We start from the raw sequence: 20,748 nt of genomic DNA on the forward strand, positions 1-20,748 counted from the left end.
GCTCAGCCAGGACGCGATATCCCGAAGGCATTGCGGAACGTCGACGCCATTCTGGATCTTGTCCTCGACTCCCAAGAGGGAGATGAAATACCCGCTCTCCCATGCCGCACAGGGCACCCAGGGGTTCCGTCCGCAATTCTCAGTTAGCAGTGTGGCTACCTCCTTCGACAGATGGTTGGTGCTGATAACGGGTAGCGAGATGACTTCCATGGTGCAGCCTCAGGTGAGTAGTTGATGAGTTCATACTCACGGCTCAGCAGTTGTGGCAGAAGCCTCAGAGAAGGGATTTCGGGTCTGTATTCACATCCCATGACGGGAGGTAAAAGTGCTCGTCGAGAACATGAGAAAGGGAGACTGACATGGCCTCCCTTTTAAGTCAGAGAACCGCGAAACCCCCAGCCATCACTCGGCAAGAGGCGTGGTGTCGGCGCCGTTGGTGGCGATTGCCAGGTACGCCAACAGCATGTCGACCATAAGCGCGTGGCCACCCATGTTCGTGTACATGTCGGCCCATATCCTGATCTGCGATGGTGGGTGGCGCACAAGGGCCTGACCATCAGTTGAGGGGATAACGTCGGCCGCATTAAGAAGCTGCTCGGCGGCGCGGTCCAATCTTGCCAAAACCGGACCGTCCAAAGGGTCAGCGAACGGTACCGGCGCCCGCGAAAGGTTTGCTACACGATGCCGAGCGTCTTGCAATAACACGCGATAGTTGGAAAGTAGCGCCCGGGCGTCGACCGTACCCTCATGACGCCCCGCCTGGTATGCGGCGGATGCTTCAAAGGTCCGGGCATACTCCAGCTCCGATCTCAGCCGCTGGATCTCATTCGCGACAACTGCCCGGTCATGCGAGAGGCGAGGAAGATTCCAGCCATGCTCGAAAAATGCATGCGCGATGCTGCCTTCAGGATACGGATTAACCTTGGCTGATCCTGCGGCTCGGGCGCCCTGGGCCTGGCTGATAATTTCGTCGTACTGATGCATAGGGCTTCCTTGTTGAGTGGCTCGACATCTCTGCTGAGGGTGGCCCCGTATCTTGCAGGAACGGGGCACTGGGTGTGCCGTTATGGGATATGACCAATGAAGCAGTAGGCGCTCAACTTGCCTTCTGCATCGTAGAGTTTGAGCAAGTTGCGATCGACATCATCCATGTCTGGGAGCTGAACTCCAGTTTCGTCAGTCAGCAGCATGTAACGGCCCTCAGGGAGGTTGAGCCGGAGTGCTTTTATGACCCCGATCTGGGCTTCCGCGAAGCCGTAGTAGGTAGGGTCCACCTGCACAATGGTGCTCTCATCAACGAACGGATTTGTGATTGCCATCCCGTTGAACTCGAACGAAAGGACAGCAGCATCATAGTCACATGCGCTGTGGCTACCGCTGGGGTTTCTAGTGAACATTTGACCGAAGGCGTTCGACATAAAAGCTTTCCTCTGCTTGAAGGGAAGGGCGGGACGTTAAGTCCGCGATTGGTTCCATCCTAGGAGGCAAATGGCCGTGCCAGAACCCTATTTGGTGGGCAGCAGGAGGTTACTCGATATACTCGGGCATGCTCACGAGCCAACGCTCAGGAAAGGAACCCACGAGGATTCAAATGCCCATTACGCTTTTTAACGAGACGTCACCGCCGCCTGCGGTTACCAACCAGGTGTGCCAGATGGCAGCCAACTATCTGACGGATCTCAGCATGCTGGCGATTCCTGCGAGCAACTACCTCTACGAGGTACATGAATGGGTTCTGCCGGCGGAAATCTTCAACTACACCCAGTGGATTGGCCAGCCTGAGAAGCCGCCCGCCGAGCTGCTTGTTGCTTTTGACGATGACGACCAAACAGTCGTGGGCTTTCTGCTGTATTTGCCCATACCAACCCACCCCGGAGCTTGCGGCATCACCTATATGGCCGTTCTGAAGTCTCATCGGGGTCGTGGGATTGGCTCTGACCTCATAGCCCGCGCGCTATCGGCCTATCCCCATGCAGAGTTGACCTGCCCGATAAGTAAAGTCCCCTTCTACGAGCGCCTGGGGTTCCGAGTGCTTCGTGCTCGAAATACCCAGGTGGTGATGAATACTCGAGAGGCCAGCTCGGCCGGCACGATCGAGGTTGTCGACGCGGCCAAACTCCTACATTCCCCCCAGGCTCAGGCCATCCTAGGTCAGCAAATGCAACGATGGGGGCGAAAGGAGATGCTCTATGCAGAAAAGCAGCTTCACCGACACATTGGTCAGCTTGAGCGCCAGGCGGCTGAGTACGTGAAGCGCCGGCTTGGTTGAGGGATGGGGTAGCGGGGAGCTGCGCGAGTGGCCAGTTGATTCATCTCCCAAGCCTGGCAACGAAACTTGCATGGCGGCGGGTTACGGGCGAGCCCCGGATGCCTATACCTGGTCCACTGAACTGCCGAGAGTTGTCAGCTTTCGCGTAGGGGCAGAATAGGCCGGTTGCGGCATCTAGCAAGAAATCGTGATTTGGGGATGTTGGCACGCGAGTTTTCCCAGGAAGATCTCCTCATTGATGAATGGCTTGCAGAGCAGCATCGAGATGATCGTTCAGGCAGCGGGTTCAACGTAGAGCAAAGGAGCGCATGCATGCGTAGAAAAGTGAAGAGCGTAAAAAAAGACGATAGACCTGGCTCATTCGTGTACCAGCTTAGCTGCGGGCATTCGGTCACTGGCGACCTCCGCCGCTCACTCCACGGTAAGGCTGTGCAACCTAAGACAGCGGTCTGCGAACACTGCCCGGCGGTATGCCGCCCGGCCCCACCCGAATTGTAAGGAAATCCAAATGCAACTTGTCCGCAAAAGAACGAAAGCGCAGTTGTTTGTGGCCGCCATGATCAAACACCGTGGCTTGGAGTTTGCGCAATTGAAGATGCAGGTCGAGGTGGATGGTGATATCGGCACCATCGTCGGCATGACTGACAGCGCCCACCTGAAGGTCCGCTATTCAAACCAGTTGAAGATGGGCACCCACGATCACCCTTGCCATCCTAAATGGCGGGTCAAGTACTTCGATGCGAAAGGTGCCTGCATTGCTCACTTCGATGATGACTGCAACTGCGTGTTCCGACCTGGCCAGCCACCACAAACTGAAGGGGCAGCCTGTGCTGCATGAAAAAGTGATCAAGACCACGCAGACCGATCCAGACCACGAAACCATTGGTTTCACCTTCCAGAACTGGGAGGGATTGCTGTTTTTTTGCGACTCTTGGGAGTCGAACCTTGGATTCTGGATGACCAGGGTCGACTCTCCGCCTGAGCGCCGAGGAGATCTTCACTCCAAATTTCGCCGCAACGTCTCGGAGCGTGCGATCGGCCGAACGTTTCATAAGCAGCATGCGATTGAGCGTCGAACAGGCCTGTGAGGCCACAAGCGATCAGCTAATGGTCTTCGCCACAAGGATTGGCTTGGTTCCGTTCCGTCCTTTGAAGACCATGGTCACCTCGATCGTCGATCCTATGCCTCCCAAGAACGCATCCGCATTCAACCCTTCAAGCTTCCTGGGTAAAGGGGTCGTGCTGGTGATGTTCTTGCTCAAGCGGCTTTCCAGCTCAGGTGTGTTGCTCTCAATCCAGGCTTTCAGCTCCGATCTGAGATGATCTATCGCTTTCGGCTTCCTTCCTGTCCGTTTAGCCTTAGGCCCACCGACGCCGAGCACGCTGGTATTGTCGATTGAGTACAGGATGGAGACTGAACATAGCTCTGCACCCTGGTCATTCTTCAGGATGGCGACCATGGTGGCATCCGAGGACGCGCGCTTCAGATCCTTGAGGGTCGCAGAGAGTGTTACGCGAACTTGATCAAAGGGCTTGGGCAGTATTCCCCCGATGGTCATGCTTTGAGCAAATTTGGTGATCTGCTGACTGGCAAGCCGCGCCCAGCCCACCTTTTGCTGGTCTAGAACACATAAGCACCGGCTCGACATCTCCATCGGTGGCAACGGTGAACCGTTCTTCCTGGTCCATTCAAGCAGATTGGTGGTTTGGTTAAATTTGAGGCACGGGGATTTCCTCGACGGCCTGACGACGCCAGTGTGCGTCACGCCAGACGGTGTAGCTGTCTGGACAGCATTCCTAAGCGCTGCCAAGTTCTGAGCCTTGCGTGCAGCTCTAACGCGCTCCTGTCGGTCCTTTGCAGCCTGGATCCTGCCGGCCTGGTACAAGTCAGCATCGTCCTGGATATTTGAGATGACCTTGTTGAATTCTTCGTATGCCTTCTTAGCAGCCCTGACATCCCTACCCATTCTGATAACCCTGGCCAAGTCGATTGGTTGCACGCCAGGGTCAGCGGTCCAGTCTTTGACGACACTTCGGACCCTCTCACAGGATTTAGGGTGGCCGTCATCAAAGCAAGCGCTGAGCTCTTTGTTCTCCGTAGAGCCACGATAGGTGAGGTTTTGACTTCCGAGTGTGACGAAATTTTCATCGTCCATGATCACCTTCGCGTGAAGGTCTTTAATCTCGTAGATCTTGCAATTTTTGGCTAGAAGGTGCTTGAAGGCTGCCAGGGTGGACGCCCTACATACAAAATCCCGAACCTCGAACCGGGTATAGAACGTGGCCTGTTTCTCCGCCAGCATTGTGAGAGTGCTGTTCTTGGTGATGTAGGGGGAGAGAACAGTCAGGGGCGTGGTGGCCTCCTGGATCTGCATTTTCCAACGCGGGGCCATCTTGGTTCTGATGCGGATCATTCCACCATCCCTGGACTACTGGAGCGCGAGGCGCACTGGCTTTGAGGATGGCCATTATACCGCCAGCGTGGCTGGTGGTGAGCAGCTCGCTCAGGTCCTACAATGGCCTGCCCAGTCAGGAACCGGTTTGATGAAAGTCCACCACTTAGCTCCTCCTGAAGTGTCCAGCCTGGCAAGTAGCACGCTCGCGGTTTTCGAGAGCCTTCTGGCCCAGTCGCTGGGGCACCAGAGGACATCGGGAGCCTGCCTGTATGCCGCGGTGCTGTGTAAGACACTGATCAACCGCTTTACGAGCTATCAAGCCATCGTTCGGGGCGGAGATGGTGAGGCCGATGGTGGGCTGTTCATTGGCAAGGTCGGGCACGGCCATTACTGGATCGAGGCCAGCAAAGCTGGGCAAGCATTCGTAGTGGACATCACTGGAGATCAGTTTGGGCTGCCCCCGATTGTCGTTGCACCACTCCAAGATCTACCTGCTCGTTACATCCCAGGGGACCAGGCCACTGTCGACGCACACGCTAGGGAGTTGCAGTGTGAAATCGAAGCGGAGATGAGGGGGTAGGGGTTATTGCCCTGAATGGGGGTACTGGCACGCCTAGCCTGCCGTTATGCTGATTCAAACTACGGACCAGGCCCAGATGTGGCCAATATTTCAGGATGGGTAGAACATGAAAAAGCAGGATATCGGTGTCGCGCGTTTCTACAGCGATGGAAAGAGCGGTCTGCGTGAGGTCGTCGCGGAAGGCCCTGAGTACAAGCTCTATGCAGCGGACGCGGATAATGACTGCCTCCGCTACAAATCGCATGTCTCCTCAGGCGGTATCGCGGCCGGTACCGAGAACAACTCCACCCGCACTGCGTTTGCGGCATGGGCCAAGGTCGAGGTCCGCGCTGAGGATGTTGATCAGTGGCTTTTGGATCGGCAAGCCGCCAGCCTTGCTACCAAGCTGACGGCACCACAGAAATCATTCCTGAACGGCTTCGATCGTGACCTCAACCTGAAGAGCTACATAAGCTGCCCGCGTGAGGAGTTCCGCCTGGCCAAAGCATGCCGCGAGAAAGGGCTGATGGCAGAGATGCCAGAGTCTTTGCACAAGGATGACGACGACTTTGAAATCACGTTCACTGCCCTGGGCCTTGCTGTGTTGAAGCAGGTTCACGCCGCATAGACAGCGACCAGCCGATTGCGGCCAGGACTGACCCCTTGGCTGCTCATTTCCTTAGCCAGAGACCTTGAAGACATGACGCGGACCCAACACGAGCTGGAACCATACTGGACACTAGTTGTTAACGGTGTTGCTGCCCGGCATGGCAGCAAAGATGCGATGAAGCAGGATGCTGAGCACAAAGCACCGCAGTACGTAGTGAGGCTGTGCGAGGTTTTGCTGGCGCAGATCCGTGCAGATGGCGCAAAGCACATCACTCTAGGCGATGTGATTCGTCTTGAGGGCACCTGCACCGGTGCCGACTACCAGCATAAGCTGGCGCTACGTTGCCAGGAACTGGCACGCCCGGCTGCAGCGTAAGGACTTCTGATTGGCAGCCCTCGGGGATGGGCTGCCAGGCTGAGCTAATTTCATTCTGGAGCAAGAGAGCTATCGTAGTCCTCGATCCATTTTCCAGGCCATGCGCGAGTTGCAGTAGGCGATCTACAGGGTTCAACTGCTCAAAGATCGGGCTCAAGAGCCAAGCTTCCAGTTGCTCACTGATCTCATCAATTTGATCCTCGGCACCCCAGTCACACTCTTGGTACACCTGTTTGGTGAAGCAGAACCACTGAACATCATCATCCGGCTGGTCGGGCGTGTATGCTCGAGCATGACCGTCTCGATCTTTCCACGGAATGGGACAACCCCGATCTGCATTTCCTTGCTGATGATTGCCACAGTGCCTGCTGGCTGACCGGTGAGTTGATCACCAATGCGGAAGGCCAAGGACTGCATGCGATTCAGGTGGGCGTCTAACTCGGGGAAGAGTTGAGGCGGCTGTCCCGGGCGAAAGATGCCGGTTGTTGTCAGCTTTTTGTTCATATCCATGATGGCTCCTAAGGGTAGGTGGGATGGAGCCATCTTCGATTACAGGTGAGTGTGGCAGAGGCCAGAGCGCGTTACCTCACTCGATCGAAGTCTCCCGAAGTTTGTCGAGCACCTCCGGGTATGTCTCATGCAGCGCGGGCCAGTCACTGCCTGGCTCCAGGGCCTGCTCCGGAATTTTCCCAGTGCTAACCAGGTATCGCACACGGGGGTGGGCATGCCCGACCCGGGCTAGCCATCCAGCACAGGCAAATTCCTCGCCGTGCCGGCTGGCGTGGCAAGCGAAGAGAGGGTCCAGGTAGCTTGGTCCCATGCCTTCTTCATCTGGGCTGCAGTGAGCCAGCCGCTCAGCGAGCTCCAAGTCGAAGTTGGGGATGCTCTGTGCGTCTTGGTCGACGCGCCATGGGCAGGACCGGCACGGTTTGTTCAGAGGGTTGAGTTCGCAAGAGCTGGACATTTGGGGGAACCTGTGCGGTGTGATTCAAGCGCAATTATCGCAGATACCGGGGCAGTTGATCTCCCGGCCCGAATGATGCGCGGTAAGCCAGCCCGGCTGGGCGGCAAGGTTGGAAAGCTTGAGGGTAGGGTGGGTGTGGCAGAACCCTTGAGACTTCATGGGTGGCCAGCGAGCCTGGTTAATTCCACGCTGAGAGTGTGAGCCATGAAAATGATCACTCAGTTTTGGAGGTCAAGCGCATTCGGTGTGAGAAACTGGCCGCTTCGATTCAGTCTGTCAGGAGATACCGTGCTTTCGAAACTCGCTTCTAAGGCAAGACGCGTTCTTTCGGTTCTTGATCGTGATGGCAACTTGGGTTTGGCCGCAGGCCTATTCATGGCAACCTCGCAAGTGTGTCTGCTGCTCGAGCACCAAAAGCTAGCCGTGGTTATGGGAACGACCGGCTTAGCATTTGCTGTCCGCATGGGATTACTGAAGCGGGCAGCTGGAAAGGCAAAACGAGGGGAGGGCGAAACAGGTATGGCTATGGCACTTAAGAATTCAGTTGTTGCCTGCTGCATTGGGGCGGGAATCATATTGATGGCGGTGGGGTATCTCAATCATCCAAAATTCAAGCGGGCGCCTTCCGAGAAGGTTGTCGAGTTGATCGAGATCGCCCAGGGCCTTCCTGAGGCCAAGCAAGTCCTCATGGACAAGTTCGAGCGCAAGGGTAGTTTGGACCTCTCAGTGGCTGACTATGAGGAGGTTAAAACCGCGGTCAACAGGCTTAACAGCAATGAAGACATGAAGACGTATATGACCCTTCTGTCACTCATGAGCTACGGAGCCAATGCCGTGGATAACTGGCCACGAGCTGCAGCATGCTCAGGTTTGAGCCAGGGCTACCGTGATCGGGGGATGGCTGTGCCGGAACCAATAGCAGATGCTTGCGACTTGAGTAAGGTCGCCATGGCTACTCCTGCACAGTAGCGAGATACAGTCTAGAAAACTGGGTGATTCGACCATGACCTCAACCCCTCTGCTGAACATTTCTGCAATCACCCGAAGTCTCAGGCAGGCTGCCGCCACTGACGGCCTATCTGTAGCTCCCGAGCAGATCCTTGAATCGATCAAGTCGGTCATTCAGCAAGCTGGTGGCCCGATACAGCCGGAACTCGACTAAAAGGGGGACGTATTTGCGCCCCTAGCCATGATTTTCGAGATTCAGATGAAGTGGGCACCCAAGCTCGCATCCGACTTATCCGTGGATTGTTCACCGCTAGAGAATGGCGGATGGCTTTTCCCTGGCATGCCGGCGCTAACCGAACAGCTTGCCACGTTGCGTATGGTCGCTTGTTCGGCGATCGCGACGCTGGATGAGGATGCATTGTCCAGGTTTGGCTACCGTGTGACCGACGTCTATAAGCGTATTGTTTCCACCGGCGAAGACCAGCATCAAGCTAATGCTCGGGTATTCGCTGAGCGCGTAGGCCTTCATCAGGCTGATCAGCCCCCTGGGGCGAGGCGCTATTGCGACCAAATGGATAATCCCGCCAGCGGGGCCGCGGCTAAAGATTTGACTGATGTCCTACCTCGGCTAAGCACCACCAGTCTGGATGTGCGCAAGGCAGCAGTTGAATCTCCCAAACCTGAGGGGACACTTGAGCAAGCTGCGGCTCGACTGCACCACCGTGTTTTTGGTCTACGACCAGTCAAATAGGCACTGCTCTGCGCTGCAGGGCGAAAACCCCAACCCCGGCTAGGGCCAGGCCTGACACCGTCATGCCTGGAGTGAAGAGAGCGCCCGGCCCAGGTGGCTCTGGCGTCAGCAGTCGCATGTTGTTGATGCCGCTCCCTCAGCGGTTGAATTTGGATGGCCCCTTTTGGGGTGCACCTCTAAAAATCCATCGGTAGGATGCTCGGTCAGTAATGGGTAGGCCTAGCCTCGGCTGTCAGTTTTTCGGCAGGGTAAAGGCGCATGAAGTCCATCGAATCAGCCGCTCCGGCTCGAAGCCAATCAGTGATTGATCCATTGGGAAGAATGACGACCGATCGTTTCTCATCCTGGGGTTTGTGGAACTGGTTCATGAGGGAGTGATCGTCGGCGTTGACCGTGAGCATGCTGAAGCTATGAAGGAGTTCGCCAGCCGGGGACCGCCACTCATCCCATAGCCCAGCGATGGCCATTACCCCTCCATCGCTACGTGTGATCCTGGTCGGCACGGCTTTCCCTGAGCGCCAGTCAGGTTCGTAGATCGCGATAGCGGGAATAATGCAATGCCGCCCCTTTTTCCAGGCGTCACGGAACGAAGGCTTGCTTGAGGCTGTTTCAGAGCGTGCGTTGTAGGTTCGCCTTCCGAGGGATGGCTCTTTGGCCCAAAACGGTAGCAACCCGAACTGTCCGAGCAAGGCCTCAAATGATGGTCGTTCTTCGTCGCCAGCCTCTTCATCTGGCAGTCGTACAAAGGGGCCGCGGTAGGTTGGCCACAAGTCCGGCTGAAACGGGAGCTGAGGCGTGACGCCGAAGCCGTCAAGAAGGCGCTGCTGCGAAGGCGCCTCGTAATGTGAGCACATGGTCTGCCTCCGTAGGGTGTGCCATAGGATAGACCACAGACGACATCGTATGTCGCACTGTACTGATAGGGCCATGCATGGATCGGCCGATTGAATACCGAGGTTGGGGGATGGCTCTCGGCCCGGCATGCAACACGTCTGCCACCTTTCATCAGATGGGTGTGACTGATTTACCTGTCCAATCGGTCAGTAGACGTTGAACCGAATCTTGTAAGGAGTACAGATGTCCGCCCCCTTGACCATCCTCGCCGCAGCCCTCGACAGGGTACAGACCGATCCTGCAGCCTCCGCGCTGCCGGCTAAGGCGCAAGCGGAGCGAGCAGCTCTGCTGGTACTCGGACGCACCACTGAAGCTGCTGATGAAGATGAGTTCGTGTATCGAAGCCCCTTGGTTTCGTACATAGGGGAGCTTCAACGGGCCAAAGAAGGCCTGCAGCGAGCGTTGGCGGCCCTGGAGTACGAAGGTGATATCCCACAGATTCGCAAAGATCTGCTGTTCGCAAATTTCGAACGGTCCGAGGCCGTCTATTACCAGGCTTCGGCCAACGTAGCAGAACTCGTCCGCCGAATGATGGAGCAACCGGAGGCTGTGGCTATGGTGGAAGTGTCTGAAGATGGCTGGGATCAAGGGACAATTTGAAACTCATCCATTCATGCAGCTGTGAATCATGGGCTAATCCTTACTACCAGGACTAGTCGTGTTGTTTGGGTTTCTGTGCATTTCCCCTCATTTTGCCGTGGTGGGTTTGAATGGGAAGGGGAGGCCTCGCGTTAATATGGAGGTCAACCCAACAGCGAAGGATGCTCCACGTGCAGTTTGAATCCATCACCTTGAAAGGACCCGCCAGGTCGACCCAGCCTCTGTGGCTGCGAATCATATTTGCCTTCGTGGCCGCATCGATCTTCATGTTAGGCAGCGGCGTAGTTTTCAACCTTGTCGGCCGAGAGAACTGGAATTCTCTCTGGACAGCCGGGACGCACGGCTTGGTGGCACTGGCCCTGATCATGCTGCTTGTGGTGCAAATGCGCTCTATCTCCGGCATTCGTTCACTGATTGGCCAGGATGTGGGGAGGAGCCTGAAATTGTTCCTTCCCTTGGTGCTGCTGGTCTACCTGGTCTGCGTAGGCCTTGATGTGGGTCTAGGCTTCCCCCGCGAGGATTTCATGGTCAACCTCTTTTCCGGGTTGAGCCTTCCTGAGCGGGTGTTGTGCGTGCTCATGCTGATCTGCTTGCCGCCAATCTCTGAGGAGCTCTTTTTCCGCCACTTCTTCGTTCAAGTCTTCCCCCTGAACAGCCAGATCTGGAAATGGGTCGCTGTTCTCGTGACCGCCAGCATGTTCATGCTCATCCATAGTCAGTACAACCACTGGCCAACACTGCTGCTGATGGCGCTGCTGGGTGTGCTACTCGCGCTGGCGCGAATTCAAACCGGTGGACTGCTGGTGCCCATCCTCATGCATAGCTCGGCTGTAGTCATTGGGCTGTCGCTGAACTGGGTAGTCGCTCAATGGGAATAGCGTGAATCGGGAGCCTTGACTTCAAAGTTCCAGTCCCCGTCAATACTTCTACCCCCGGTTGCCGGGGGTAGTCTTCGCAATCTTTAGCCGTTCATTGCCCGCTATCGATCCGCCACCTTTTACCCCGGCGTTGCACGGTTAAGGGTTCCGCAGCCACGAAGCTCTGCCAGCTTTGCCTCTACCTCGGTGGTCGACTTACCCTGGCTGGTTCGATATTTCAGCTTAAGCTCGAAGTGAGCAATCAGCCCGCTATGGGTGCACCGGTAATAGGTACCTGTGCTGTCTCGCGAAGCCTCCTCGAGCTGGCCAGCTTCTACCAGCGATTCAACGATCTCGTCCAGGTCGCTAAAGCGTGCTGACTCATTCGGCGAGACGTGTAGACCTTTGGGTTCGCTTGCGAACCAAAGCACCTTTTCGACATTGTATTTTTTTGCTTTACCCGCCGGTTCACCCAGGGTGGCCTGGGTTTGGGCTTTGGGCTCCAAACGGGGTGCAACCTCGCCGGCACTAACCCCGCTGTCCCTGCTCTGCAGTCCTTGACGATTGCCCCAGGACTTCACTTCTTCAGCCACCCAGATCGGGACCTGAAGGTCATTTGCAAGAGTTGCCCATTCGGCCAAGGTTACCCTCTGAAGGAAAGCAGACGCCGGAAACGCTGGCTGAACGTCGGGGAAGAGAAACCGCTCGTGGCATGTGTCCAGAAACAGTTCCAGGCCCTCACCTTGACTCGGTATCTGGAAATGCCCTACTAGGCATCGTGCATGAGCCACCGCTACGGACATGAGCGAGCCCCACAAGTCCGGTATCTCTACCTTCGCTTCGATGCTCAATTGTGGCTGTGAGGCCAGCCACTGGGAAAGTGCCCTGTCCAGGTATTGGCTGATGTTGCGGATCAGCCTGGCGTCTTGGGAATGCAGCTTGCCCTGTGCTTGCCCAGTCATACCGAGACCCCACCCTGAGCCATGGTCCTGCCTTTTGCAGTGATTCGGGCAATACCGTTTCCGATCACCTCAAACATTCCCAGCTTGAAGCCTTCTGCGACCGCCTCAGCAAGCAATGAGGGCACCGGGTACTCGATCATCCCTGAGGAGACGTGCAAAGCACGAGATAGAGCGTCGGATAGATGCGTGGCCACCTGGTCGACAGTGTCCGACTCGAAGTCAAATTGGATCTGCGAAATCAGCACACGGCCTAGGATGTCGCCTGCCTGGTTCCTGCGTAGGAAGGTCTCTCCAGCAAGCTGCAGTACATCCCCCTCGCCGATATCCAGTTCCCAGACCGAGGATTCCAGTTGGCGGAAGCCATAGTAGGAGGGTGGTGTGGCGAATCGACCGCACTCCGAGATCGTTGGATCTTGAATGTCGTCCCCTTCGAAGGTGAACCGCACGCTATCCGCATTGAAGCTGCAGATGTTGTGGCCGCTGATGTTGACCGTCATCGGATAGTTCACTGTGCCGAGCGTGAGCTCAGCGGACGCATGCGCGCTCCAGCATCCCCGCTCGATGTCCCAAAGCTCATCAGTGAGAGGTAGAGCGTTTCCAATGTCGATCAGCCCATCGTTTGTTAGAGCAAGGTGAAGCTCCCCAGCTCGTAACAGAACGACGGCAAAGGATGAAAAGCTCAGCGCCCGGTCGGCGCTGCCGGCCAGAAGAGTGCGGTACGCCTGAGAGGTGGTTTGAAATGAAAGATCGTTTGTATTGAGCATGGGCCCGCCGTTTGTGGGTGGAGCTGTAATGACTGTCTTGCGTAAGCCGGGAGCCAATCAAGCGGATTTCGGGAACTGGAGGTGCAGCCGGCGGGCGTACGTGCCATCTACTGCCTTGTCGACGCTGGCGGTGTACTTGCCAATCGCCGCGGCGAGGGTCGAGTCATCAATCTCGGGCTTGACCATCAGCGAGTTGGTGCTCAGCGCGTTGCTGCCCTCGCTCTGGTAGTCGCTAACGAGCATCAGGCAGGTGGTCCATGGCTCCAAAGAGATGGTTGCAGTTTTGCCGCCGACAGCAGTCTGGTATTCCTTCTGGGCGATCATGCAAGACACCTCCCTATCGCGTGGCGACGCGACCGACCAGCCGGCGGCGCCCAGGTGTTCGGCGATGCGCGATTTGGTGGTGATATATTCCGGGGTGAAGGTGGTCATTACAGGGGCTGATGGTCTTTGCTTCGAGAATGCACAAGCATCCTTCCTCAAAGAACTGGCGATTGAGCCTCAAACGCTCTGCTTCTGTTGTGGCCATCTTGAATCTCATCCGGTGTTGGGGTTTCGAACATAGGCCTCAGCCTCTGATAGGTGCAAGTCAAAACCCCTGCCTGGAAATCTCAGGCTCCCAGTTGAGCTGACCTCAGACGAGGTTTGATGCCCACTCCGGTATCCCTTCGGTTACGACCAACCCGAAGTCAGATGGATCGTCAAACAGATCGCTGTTCGCGTTCTCGATGGAGTCAGCTAGGTCCAGCATCTCCGGTTGCAGAGCCTCGGTATAGCTGGAGGCGATGGATCGAATGCGCTGCACCTGGGCAAACACCAGTTTCTTGGCCTCGACATCGATCACGACCCGGGTCATGCGCTCATGCTCTTCACCCTCGAACATGTGGTTCCAGTGGCCGCTTAAGTACATTGGCATCTCTAATTCCTTGGTAATCAAATTCGGGTAGCTGGCGCACGCTCGCGCGCCATCAGGTCAGGCTTGTATGCGCTGCCAGGCATTGACAGGCTTGAGTTGGGGGATCAGATAGGTTTCTGAGCTTTCGATGCCTTCGTCCTGGACTTCTTCGTCAAGCCAGGCTGCCTCCGTCAGCCAGGCCGAAAAGCCTTCAGGGCTCTGGCCGCTGCGCTCCTGCAATGCCTTCAGCATGCCGCCTAGGATTGTTGCAGTGGCCCAGGTCCCATCCTCGCTTTCGTCCAGATCGTAGGTTTCAAGGAACTGGTTCTCGTCGGCCATGACCTTTGCCATGTGATCACGGTGGTTCCAGGCAATGATGCCTTCCCGCCACCCTTTTCGAAGCGTCAGGGCACTTTCGCGATTAGTGGTTAGGGTGTAGCAGCTCGGGGCGTTGTGATCTGCCCCGTCGGTAAAGCACCAGTAGACTGGCCCGAGGGTTGGGTGGCTGGCGCAGATGACTACGGAGGGAACAGAGCACTGGGCGACGATCGTGAGCGGCGAGACGGAGCATTGCATGGCAGACACCTCAAGATTTGATGTGTCCATGGTGTGGGTAAACCCTGTGTGCCAGAAGCACATCCGGCTGTTTTGGGTCCTATCTCTTAGGCCGCATACCGTTAGGCTGGGCGCTACGCAGCGGGTCAGCCTGGTGGCTATGATTGATTGACCTAAGGTCGCCCTGTTTACTGGAGCGAATCATGAGTGACGCTTACATCTATCCGTCCCAGCAGGTCACGCTTGGAGTGATGACGCTGCACTACATCCCCATGGTGGAGAGCTTGCGAGCAGAGTTGGTTCAGATCCGAAATGAGCGGTCCAACATCTGCATGAAGGCCTTGTCCGAGAACCGCAGCCCGACTGCCGAGGAGGTCACTCGGGTGCGCGAACTCAATAAAGAATTGGGCAACAAGGAGCCTGAGCTATTGGTGATCCTGGAAAGTCTTTACACAGCGCTCTGCGATGACATGGAGTCGGCTAAACAGCAGGGGTAGCCAACAGGGGATTACTCATCACTGATTGATCCAGCGTTCAACACTCCCTCCGGCCTCGGTTGGGCAGCGGTATCCAACTTGGTGATACTGAAAAATCGACTGCGGGTCGCGTTCTCCGATTTTTTCGCAGCTTTCAAGTTGCTTAGCCAATGCAGCCTGTTCGGACTTTATCTTCTCGACTCTTTGGGCGTTATCTCCGAAAACCCAGAGAATGCCGACGGCTAGAGGGAGAAGCCAGGTAGCCGTCAGGGCTTTACGGATCACAATCAGATCAAGCATTACGCCGATCATTAGTGCAATCACCCCGTAGTACCCAGCGTTTTTTACAAAGTGGTCCATAACTGAACTGCCATCCTTACCATGATTCGGGGCGCCAAATAGGCGTCTTATGCTGCTCAGGCTCGCGGTGCGGGCCGGTGATAGGCGACATCAGTCGCCGTCGTCTAACGGAGACGGATCGAAAATCTGTTACCGGTATGAGGGTACGGGGCATTAGGGATAACGCTTCAACCCCGGACCCAGGCCGATGGCCAGTCTTGCGTTCGCAGGCGGTCCGGCAGTCCACGCGCCTCGTCGTGGTAGCCGATGCGTGCCAGGCGCTGGGCGGGGTAGGTGAAGCGATAAGCCATGCTCCAGTGCCTGCCTTGCTGGCGCATCTTGCGGCCGGTCTGGTAGGCCACATCGGCTAGCGATTGGCCTTTCCAAGTCTCTACAAAGGCGCGCACTTTGGCGGCGTAGCGTTCAACACGGCTCATGAGCTGGCGTTCCAGGGAGAGGTGGGTGTCTCAAAAAGTGGCTGCTTCACCGGACTTGGCCCAGCAAGGGCTGGGCTTGGGCGGTGCCGCGGTTCATCACCATTTTACATCGTTGGAGACCTAGTTCCGTAGATGAGGTAGTGTCGAAACGACTAATTACCGCTGCGGAGTGAGCGCCAGCTCTACAGGCTCGCCATTGCACACCTTCAACCACTGCTCGTAATTGGTCGGCTCGTTGGCGTATAGGCAGACTTGGTTATCGGCAAGCCAGGTGGCCAGCTCCTCTAGAGTTTCGAATGCCGGGCTGATCGGCGTCCCTTCGGTAGAGAGTTCGTACATCATGAAATGGGTGCACTCCGACTCCGGCCAAAGCGGCATGTAGTCGTCGGGGTTAGGGCGGGGACCATCCCACTCTTCGAAGCTCAATGCGCGATCGTTATCGTCAGCTTCCTCGGGAAACTCCCCGAGCTCCCACTTTGTAGCATCCTCGTCCCATTGAGCAGCTCTGCTGATGAACCTATTAGCGCTGAACAGAGGATCAAACCGAGGCTTCCCATCGGGGAAGTTGCCATCTGACGGGTGTTGCCAGTTGGCCGGGACCTTTCTTACTTCGCGGGTCATGAAATGCTTTCCCTGATCGAGCTTGGTCGCGGGAATCGCAACCTTCACTACTGGCTCAGCCCCAGTGATGCTGGGGCTTGGTGTACGTCTTACGATTGACGGTGCATGCCAGCTGTGACTACTTTGCTTACTCTTCGGCAGGAGTGTCTTTGGGCTGGGACTCGTTAAGCACCTTGTCGGCGGTTTGACGGGCATCCATGCCTTTACCCCACGACTGTGTTACGTAGAAGTCCTGGCCTTCGACAATGCCGGCCGCATCGGAGTAGGTGATACCCAGATCATCTGCGATCAGTTGGGTGATCTCTTCTTCCCAGGAGCTGTAGGTCTGTTCGGTGGTCATGGCTCTAATCCCATTTGCGTTCTGATAGAGCCATGTTCGGGCGTTCCGCAGTGTGGCAGAATCCCCTCATTCCACTTTTCAGATCCCTATCGATTGAGCGGATCGCAATGTGCGAGCGAGTCACCTGCGAGGGTGTAGATACCAGTTCCATCAGTCAGCGCCTCAGTCTGGTGTTGTTGCATGTAAACCTGCAGCCGGCGCTGGTCGATCTCGGGTAGGGCGGAGCCTGGTACGTGGTGGCCTATGAAACGCATCCAGTCACCATGGTCCTGAGAGGGCACCCAATTCATTAGGATGGGACGGAGCTCAAGCTTTTTACCGGCAACGGTGGTGACGCTGACTGGGGCTATGTGACTACGCTCTACCATGATGGGCGGATAGAGATCCTGAATGGGGTCATCAATGCGGACGTGACCCTGCGTGATGACAACAGAGAACGTGTTGCCCTCCGTATCGATCATCTTGATCGGTTGGCCCATCTTGGCCAGAACTTCCACGCGTTGACGTCCAGCCATCAGCTGGAAGCCATGCGATTGGAGCAGTTGGTACGCGCTAATAGTCATGAGTGTGCCTGGCTGATTATGTGTTGTTCCATTCTGCATGATGGGTATGGTGCCAGAACCCCCGTCGAACAGTCGAAACCCTCCCAGAGGGACTTGCTTTTGGCCGCCGGCACTTCAAACTCAGCGCCCGAACATTAAGCCCGTCCCTTTGGAAGATCCCATTCAATGCGTGTGCTGAACCGTCTGCTCCCAGTTGCTGCTTTCGCTTTGCTGGCCGGATGTCAAAACGCCCAGCAAGTGCAATACCGCGCCGCTTGCCCTGACGCTGAAATCCCCCAGGCCTGCAAATATGACCTCTCCCGGGCCGGCTGTGAGCGGGTCAGTATCCAGGTCGACTCATGTGCTCGATTCGTTGATCGGGCGGTAACCGAGCAAGAGTACAAGCAGGCCAGGGCTCATGGATTCGTGACCCCCGATTATCAAAACCAGCGCCCTCCGATAATCCTCCTGGGAATTAAGGAGATACATGGTTCAGGTACAGCGTTCTACGTTGATTCCAGCAGCCTGGAATCCTACGAGCGCTCCCTTCGCGAGGCTAAGGAACTGTTGGCATGGCGAGTTGGACAGTACGAAGCCACGGTAAAGACCTACCAGGGGAGGGCGGCATCGGGATCGGCAGCCTCGACGGAGGCTATGGAGACAGCCGTTGTAGAAATCCTGAAGCTTAAGGGACCGCTCGAGCAGGCTGCCCGCGCTGGGGAGCCCATAGTCAGCTTCTACAAGGCGCAGCCGTCGTTTGATTACTCAATGGCGGCCGTGCGTCTCACCACCTCCCTGGACGCGCGCAATGAGGTATTGCAGAACGGTAGCCGCCTCGCTGTGCGAGGTCACAAGGAAAGGGAACCATATCCTGCTGTGGTTCGGGCTGTGGTGACAACGGCTGGCTACAAATCAATGGCCAACGACTTGGACAAGACCTGGGCACAAAGACTGGCCCAGGATAAGGCTGAGGGCGACAGGAAAGCAGCGACATTCGCGCGTCAGCGTGCGCAAAAGGTAGCCGCCGAGGCGAAACAGCGCCGGTATCACGACCTCTACCAAGCCCCTGCAGAACGGGGCGGCTCTCAGGGCTACAGCAATGGTGGATGCTCGTGCAATGGGGGCAATGCTTGTTACGGGCCGCGGGGAGGTCGGTACTGCACCACGTCTGGCGGGAATAAACGGTACTTCTGATCTATCTCGAGTCGGTCGTATTCAGATCCTTATGTAGAAATTTGGGCGCGGTGCTTTGGATAGCAGGTGTGATGAGCTGCCTATAAGCTATCGAGGCTAGCCAAGCATCCGTCAACCACTTCCCGAGAATTCCGATGAAGGACCCGAATAAGACATTTTTAGACGTTAACAAAACCTTTTTTGGCGTGCTCTTGTTGTTGAGCGCGGCCGTGACGGGTTTTGGCGGCTACCACGCGCTGATGCAAACCAATCAACTGGTAATAGATACCCTCCTTGTTGGCTCCGTGAATGCTGTCCAGCTTGGTACCCGCTGGGCGGACATAATTCTATGGTTTACCGTGTCAAATGCCGTAGGCACTGGCCTGCTTGTTATCGGTGCTTTCCAGGCATTCAGCCGGCATCTCGTGTGGCGTCACCCGGTGAAAGTGAAAGCTCTTGATCCCGCTGGCGAGCAGTAAACCCGCGGCAATTCCTTCCTGGCTTAAAGCCAAAACTCCAGTTGCGACAGGGTGGCCGGTTCACTCGTGGGGACGGCTCCCACTGGCTCGACGTTGAATTTTGCCCGAAGGGTCTCTACGAGTGCATGCGGGTCATGGAGGATATCCTTTATCCGGTGCGCGAAGACCTGATTACTCATCCGAGCCATTCTTTCCCACTCACCCAAACTCCCTTTGTAGAGGGTGACCGTGCCCAGGCCGACGAAGTAGTCAACAACTGCCATCGGGTTATCAAGCAGGTTGATACGCTCCAAGGCGTAGTCCAGTTCAAACGCCATGAACAGAGCAGCACCCTCCTCATCGATCTCAAATTCGTTGCCGGTGTTTGCAGACTGAACGATAGTTCCGTCCGCGAGGGTGGTTGTGGACTCCCAGTCGACCATGGCGTGCGAGATGTTGCGGAACCCGCGCCATGCGCTGTGATACTCAGCGTCGGCAAAAGGTACTTCTGCACGGAAGGCCACGTCCTTCTCTGTGTACTTCGGTATCGATTCCAGGTCTGGAATTTCAAAGCGCTTGCCGCACTCGTAGATCTCTTTGTAAGTGCGCAAGGCGACGAACGAGTTTTGGTAGCCATAACGAGCAGAGATGATGTCGATCGCAATCAACTGGCGCTCGTCAAGCAAGGTGAAACGAGGAGCGATGCCTAATCGGCCGGCCGCGATTTCCTCTCGGATCTGAATGGTCAGGATGATGCGCAGCAGGTCTTCACAATACGCCGGACTGTAGGAATTCGGACAAATATTCACACTGCCCGTCTCTTCGTTCAAAGTGCGGGCTAACCAACAGCGAGCCGAGGGGTCGAAGTGACGGGCCAGCATGTAGGAACGTAGTTCGAGGAGGGGCGCCATCCACCTATACTTTCCACCATCCGTTGCCACCATATTGGATGCGGACGTGTCCCTACTTATGCGTCCACAGAGGGAGCAACCGGTCCTGCTTGAGCATGGTGGCCGGCTCTGTTCTTTCCCCGCAATGTATGCGTTGACCATGCAGTCACCACCGTTCGCATCACGGTAAATGTCTACAAGCTCATCGAACTTGTTATAGGCCTCGATTTTTTCGGATCGTACCCATCCGATGTAGGTGAAGATGTCGAATGTGTTCCAGTCAGCAATGGGGCTCAAAACCAATTGTCCATCGTCCATTGCATCCACTGCCTCAGTCGCGTTTTCACCGCGCTCTTTCATCTTGGCTGCGCGCGCGATGCTTTCGTCGAAGCGGGTGCCAATGAGACTCACCAGCTCAGCGTCCTTAGGCTTGACCCCGGTCGTCTGTGCAATGAAAGCGCGTACCTGGCGCTTGATACGGGTGAGGGGCGCAGCCTTCATCATCTGCTGGCAACGTGAGTTCCCCCCAACGCTCATAATGGTTCGTCCAGCCAAAAGACTGACAAGGTAATCGTTGCTGAGGTTGGGAGAGGCGACCCACACGCGTGTTGGTATGCCCGAAGCCTCCCCGTACGCCTCAATGCTCTTGATCTGCCCTTTGTTGTAAAGCTCGACAACGGGGTTATCTATGCCGGTCCGGGAGTGAATAGCGTGCAGCGTCGGAATTTCAATGCCATCGGCCTTGAGCTCACGCAGCGCCGTAAAAGCTAGGTTGAGAGTTACTGAGGAGTCCACCTGACCAGGCAACAACAAGATGCCGTCCATCAATGACCTGCTGCTTGATCGCGGCGATTGCGTCCTGAACCTTATCCTCAAAGGTCTTTTCCTTAACCGGGGCCAGGCCGGCCACTGGCACTAGTTCCTCAAAGAGGCCTGCCTGGATGCTCTGGTTTAGTAGGGGCTGGGCTGTGGACATGATGGGGAGCTCACTGCGTTCAAAATCGGAATGAGCACATTTTCATAGGTCTCTCGCGTGGCAGAACCCCATTTCGTGTTGACGTTTTGAGTTGATT

Annotated in this window: 29 protein-coding genes; 12 read left to right on the top strand and 17 right to left on the bottom strand. The window is 56.2% G+C overall.

The window, feature by feature from the left end; all coding sequences use genetic code 11:
- Positions 1-402: 402 nt before the first annotated feature.
- Together KY379_RS09045 and KY379_RS09050 are read right to left on the bottom strand one after the other, a co-directional pair.
- The gene (locus tag KY379_RS09045; RefSeq protein WP_084851792.1) at positions 403-984 is read right to left on the bottom strand and encodes a hypothetical protein; all 582 of its coding nucleotides are present in this window, start codon (positions 982-984) and stop codon (positions 403-405) included.
- A gap of 80 nt (positions 985-1,064) precedes the next feature.
- Positions 1,065-1,418: a hypothetical protein gene (locus tag KY379_RS09050; protein ID WP_084851790.1), complete on the bottom strand. Its 354-nt coding sequence runs from the start codon at positions 1,416-1,418 to the stop codon at positions 1,065-1,067.
- Positions 1,419-1,591: 173 nt separating this feature from the next.
- On the opposite strand from KY379_RS09050, the gene KY379_RS09055 reads away from it, so the two are divergent.
- From KY379_RS09055 to KY379_RS09065, 3 genes are all read left to right on the top strand, one after another.
- A complete protein-coding gene (locus KY379_RS09055) occupies positions 1,592-2,269 on the top strand; it encodes a GNAT family N-acetyltransferase (RefSeq protein WP_084851865.1) in 678 nt (225 codons plus the stop codon).
- A gap of 508 nt (positions 2,270-2,777) precedes the next feature.
- Positions 2,778-3,107, top strand: coding sequence for a hypothetical protein (locus KY379_RS09060; RefSeq protein WP_084851788.1), 330 nt, complete (start codon positions 2,778-2,780; stop codon positions 3,105-3,107).
- Positions 3,097-3,357 carry a hypothetical protein gene (locus KY379_RS09065; protein WP_084851785.1) on the top strand — a complete coding sequence of 87 codons (261 nt, stop codon included), beginning with the start codon at positions 3,097-3,099 and terminating at the stop codon, positions 3,355-3,357. The genes KY379_RS09060 and KY379_RS09065 overlap by 11 nt, the downstream gene beginning before the upstream one ends.
- A gap of 12 nt (positions 3,358-3,369) precedes the next feature.
- On the opposite strand, the gene KY379_RS09070 is transcribed toward KY379_RS09065, so the two are convergent.
- Complete coding sequence (locus tag KY379_RS09070; RefSeq protein ID WP_084851784.1) at positions 3,370-4,683, bottom strand: phospholipase D family protein; 1,314 nt, start codon at positions 4,681-4,683, stop codon at positions 3,370-3,372.
- A 130-nt stretch (positions 4,684-4,813) separates the two neighbouring features.
- On the opposite strand from KY379_RS09070, the gene KY379_RS09075 reads away from it, so the two are divergent.
- From KY379_RS09075 to KY379_RS09085, 3 genes are all read left to right on the top strand, one after another.
- A complete protein-coding gene (locus tag KY379_RS09075; protein ID WP_084851782.1) occupies positions 4,814-5,245 on the top strand; it encodes a hypothetical protein in 432 nt (143 codons plus the stop codon).
- Between the two features lie 106 nt (positions 5,246-5,351).
- Positions 5,352-5,852 (top strand): hypothetical protein, encoded by a 501-nt coding sequence (locus KY379_RS09080; RefSeq protein ID WP_084851780.1) that lies wholly within the window; start codon positions 5,352-5,354, stop codon positions 5,850-5,852.
- Positions 5,853-6,008: 156 nt separating this feature from the next.
- Positions 6,009-6,209: a hypothetical protein gene (locus tag KY379_RS09085; RefSeq protein WP_084851778.1), complete on the top strand. Its 201-nt coding sequence runs from the start codon at positions 6,009-6,011 to the stop codon at positions 6,207-6,209.
- A 153-nt stretch (positions 6,210-6,362) separates the two neighbouring features.
- Here KY379_RS09085 and KY379_RS09090 read toward each other — a convergent pair whose 3' ends face one another.
- Both KY379_RS09090 and KY379_RS27375 read right to left on the bottom strand, forming a co-directional pair.
- A complete protein-coding gene (locus tag KY379_RS09090) occupies positions 6,363-6,719 on the bottom strand; it encodes a hypothetical protein (RefSeq protein WP_084851775.1) in 357 nt (118 codons plus the stop codon).
- A 76-nt stretch (positions 6,720-6,795) separates the two neighbouring features.
- Entirely contained in the window at positions 6,796-7,173 is a 378-nt protein-coding gene (locus KY379_RS27375) for a DUF6283 family protein (protein ID WP_220185819.1), read from the bottom strand.
- A 204-nt stretch (positions 7,174-7,377) separates the two neighbouring features.
- Here KY379_RS27375 and KY379_RS09095 point away from each other — a divergent pair, with 204 nt between their 5' ends.
- On the top strand, positions 7,378-8,142 hold the full coding sequence (locus tag KY379_RS09095; RefSeq protein ID WP_145994177.1) for a hypothetical protein: 765 nt from the start codon (positions 7,378-7,380) through the stop codon (positions 8,140-8,142).
- Between the two features lie 933 nt (positions 8,143-9,075).
- Here the strand turns inward: KY379_RS09095 and KY379_RS09100 are convergent.
- Complete coding sequence (locus KY379_RS09100; protein WP_084851762.1) at positions 9,076-9,726, bottom strand: SOS response-associated peptidase; 651 nt, start codon at positions 9,724-9,726, stop codon at positions 9,076-9,078.
- A gap of 223 nt (positions 9,727-9,949) precedes the next feature.
- Here KY379_RS09100 and KY379_RS09105 point away from each other — a divergent pair, with 223 nt between their 5' ends.
- Together KY379_RS09105 and KY379_RS09110 are read left to right on the top strand one after the other, a co-directional pair.
- Entirely contained in the window at positions 9,950-10,366 is a 417-nt protein-coding gene (locus KY379_RS09105; RefSeq protein ID WP_084851761.1) for a hypothetical protein, read from the top strand.
- 170 nt (positions 10,367-10,536) lie between these two features.
- The gene (locus KY379_RS09110; RefSeq protein WP_158242111.1) at positions 10,537-11,244 is read left to right on the top strand and encodes a CPBP family intramembrane glutamic endopeptidase; all 708 of its coding nucleotides are present in this window, start codon (positions 10,537-10,539) and stop codon (positions 11,242-11,244) included.
- 119 nt (positions 11,245-11,363) lie between these two features.
- Here the strand turns inward: KY379_RS09110 and KY379_RS09115 are convergent, their stop codons facing one another.
- The 5 genes from KY379_RS09115 to KY379_RS09135 form a co-directional block, all read right to left on the bottom strand.
- Complete coding sequence (locus KY379_RS09115; protein ID WP_224372727.1) at positions 11,364-12,185, bottom strand: hypothetical protein; 822 nt, start codon at positions 12,183-12,185, stop codon at positions 11,364-11,366.
- Positions 12,182-12,949, bottom strand: a complete 768-nt coding sequence (locus tag KY379_RS09120; protein WP_084851759.1) for a hypothetical protein — start codon at positions 12,947-12,949, stop codon at positions 12,182-12,184. The genes KY379_RS09115 and KY379_RS09120 overlap by 4 nt, the downstream gene beginning before the upstream one ends.
- Positions 12,950-13,006: 57 nt before the next feature.
- Positions 13,007-13,381 carry a hypothetical protein gene (locus KY379_RS09125; protein WP_084851758.1) on the bottom strand — a complete coding sequence of 125 codons (375 nt, stop codon included), beginning with the start codon at positions 13,379-13,381 and terminating at the stop codon, positions 13,007-13,009.
- A 202-nt stretch (positions 13,382-13,583) separates the two neighbouring features.
- Positions 13,584-13,865 carry a hypothetical protein gene (locus tag KY379_RS09130; protein WP_084851751.1) on the bottom strand — a complete coding sequence of 94 codons (282 nt, stop codon included), beginning with the start codon at positions 13,863-13,865 and terminating at the stop codon, positions 13,584-13,586.
- Positions 13,866-13,922: 57 nt separating this feature from the next.
- The gene (locus KY379_RS09135; RefSeq protein WP_139813980.1) at positions 13,923-14,420 is read right to left on the bottom strand and encodes a hypothetical protein; all 498 of its coding nucleotides are present in this window, start codon (positions 14,418-14,420) and stop codon (positions 13,923-13,925) included.
- 182 nt (positions 14,421-14,602) lie between these two features.
- Between KY379_RS09135 and KY379_RS09140 the strand changes: the two genes are divergently transcribed.
- Positions 14,603-14,896 (top strand): hypothetical protein, encoded by a 294-nt coding sequence (locus KY379_RS09140; RefSeq protein WP_084851745.1) that lies wholly within the window; start codon positions 14,603-14,605, stop codon positions 14,894-14,896.
- Between the two features lie 18 nt (positions 14,897-14,914).
- On the opposite strand, the gene KY379_RS09145 is transcribed toward KY379_RS09140, so the two are convergent.
- The 5 genes from KY379_RS09145 to KY379_RS09165 all read right to left on the bottom strand — a co-directional run bounded on the left by KY379_RS09145 (position 14,915) and on the right by KY379_RS09165 (position 17,175).
- Entirely contained in the window at positions 14,915-15,235 is a 321-nt protein-coding gene (locus tag KY379_RS09145; RefSeq protein WP_176705111.1) for a hypothetical protein, read from the bottom strand.
- Between the two features lie 167 nt (positions 15,236-15,402).
- Positions 15,403-15,651, bottom strand: a complete 249-nt coding sequence (locus KY379_RS09150; RefSeq protein WP_084851744.1) for a hypothetical protein — start codon at positions 15,649-15,651, stop codon at positions 15,403-15,405.
- Between the two features lie 156 nt (positions 15,652-15,807).
- Complete coding sequence (locus KY379_RS09155; protein WP_139813979.1) at positions 15,808-16,272, bottom strand: hypothetical protein; 465 nt, start codon at positions 16,270-16,272, stop codon at positions 15,808-15,810.
- Positions 16,273-16,399: 127 nt separating this feature from the next.
- Positions 16,400-16,612, bottom strand: a complete 213-nt coding sequence (locus KY379_RS09160) for a hypothetical protein (RefSeq protein WP_084851742.1) — start codon at positions 16,610-16,612, stop codon at positions 16,400-16,402.
- An 86-nt stretch (positions 16,613-16,698) separates the two neighbouring features.
- Entirely contained in the window at positions 16,699-17,175 is a 477-nt protein-coding gene (locus KY379_RS09165; protein WP_084851724.1) for a hypothetical protein, read from the bottom strand.
- Between the two features lie 165 nt (positions 17,176-17,340).
- Here KY379_RS09165 and KY379_RS09170 point away from each other — a divergent pair, with 165 nt between their 5' ends.
- Both KY379_RS09170 and KY379_RS09175 read left to right on the top strand, forming a co-directional pair.
- Positions 17,341-18,348, top strand: a complete 1,008-nt coding sequence (locus KY379_RS09170; protein ID WP_084851722.1) for a hypothetical protein — start codon at positions 17,341-17,343, stop codon at positions 18,346-18,348.
- Positions 18,349-18,482: 134 nt separating this feature from the next.
- Entirely contained in the window at positions 18,483-18,806 is a 324-nt protein-coding gene (locus KY379_RS09175) for a hypothetical protein (protein WP_084851720.1), read from the top strand.
- A gap of 23 nt (positions 18,807-18,829) precedes the next feature.
- On the opposite strand, the gene KY379_RS09180 is transcribed toward KY379_RS09175, so the two are convergent.
- Positions 18,830-20,500: a hypothetical protein gene (locus KY379_RS09180; RefSeq protein ID WP_256819925.1), complete on the bottom strand. Its 1,671-nt coding sequence runs from the start codon at positions 20,498-20,500 to the stop codon at positions 18,830-18,832.
- Positions 20,501-20,748: the final 248 nt, after the last annotated feature.

This window comes from Pseudomonas sp. HD6422 (genome assembly GCF_025377065.1).
Classification (GTDB): domain Bacteria; phylum Pseudomonadota; class Gammaproteobacteria; order Pseudomonadales; family Pseudomonadaceae; genus Aquipseudomonas; species Aquipseudomonas putida_U.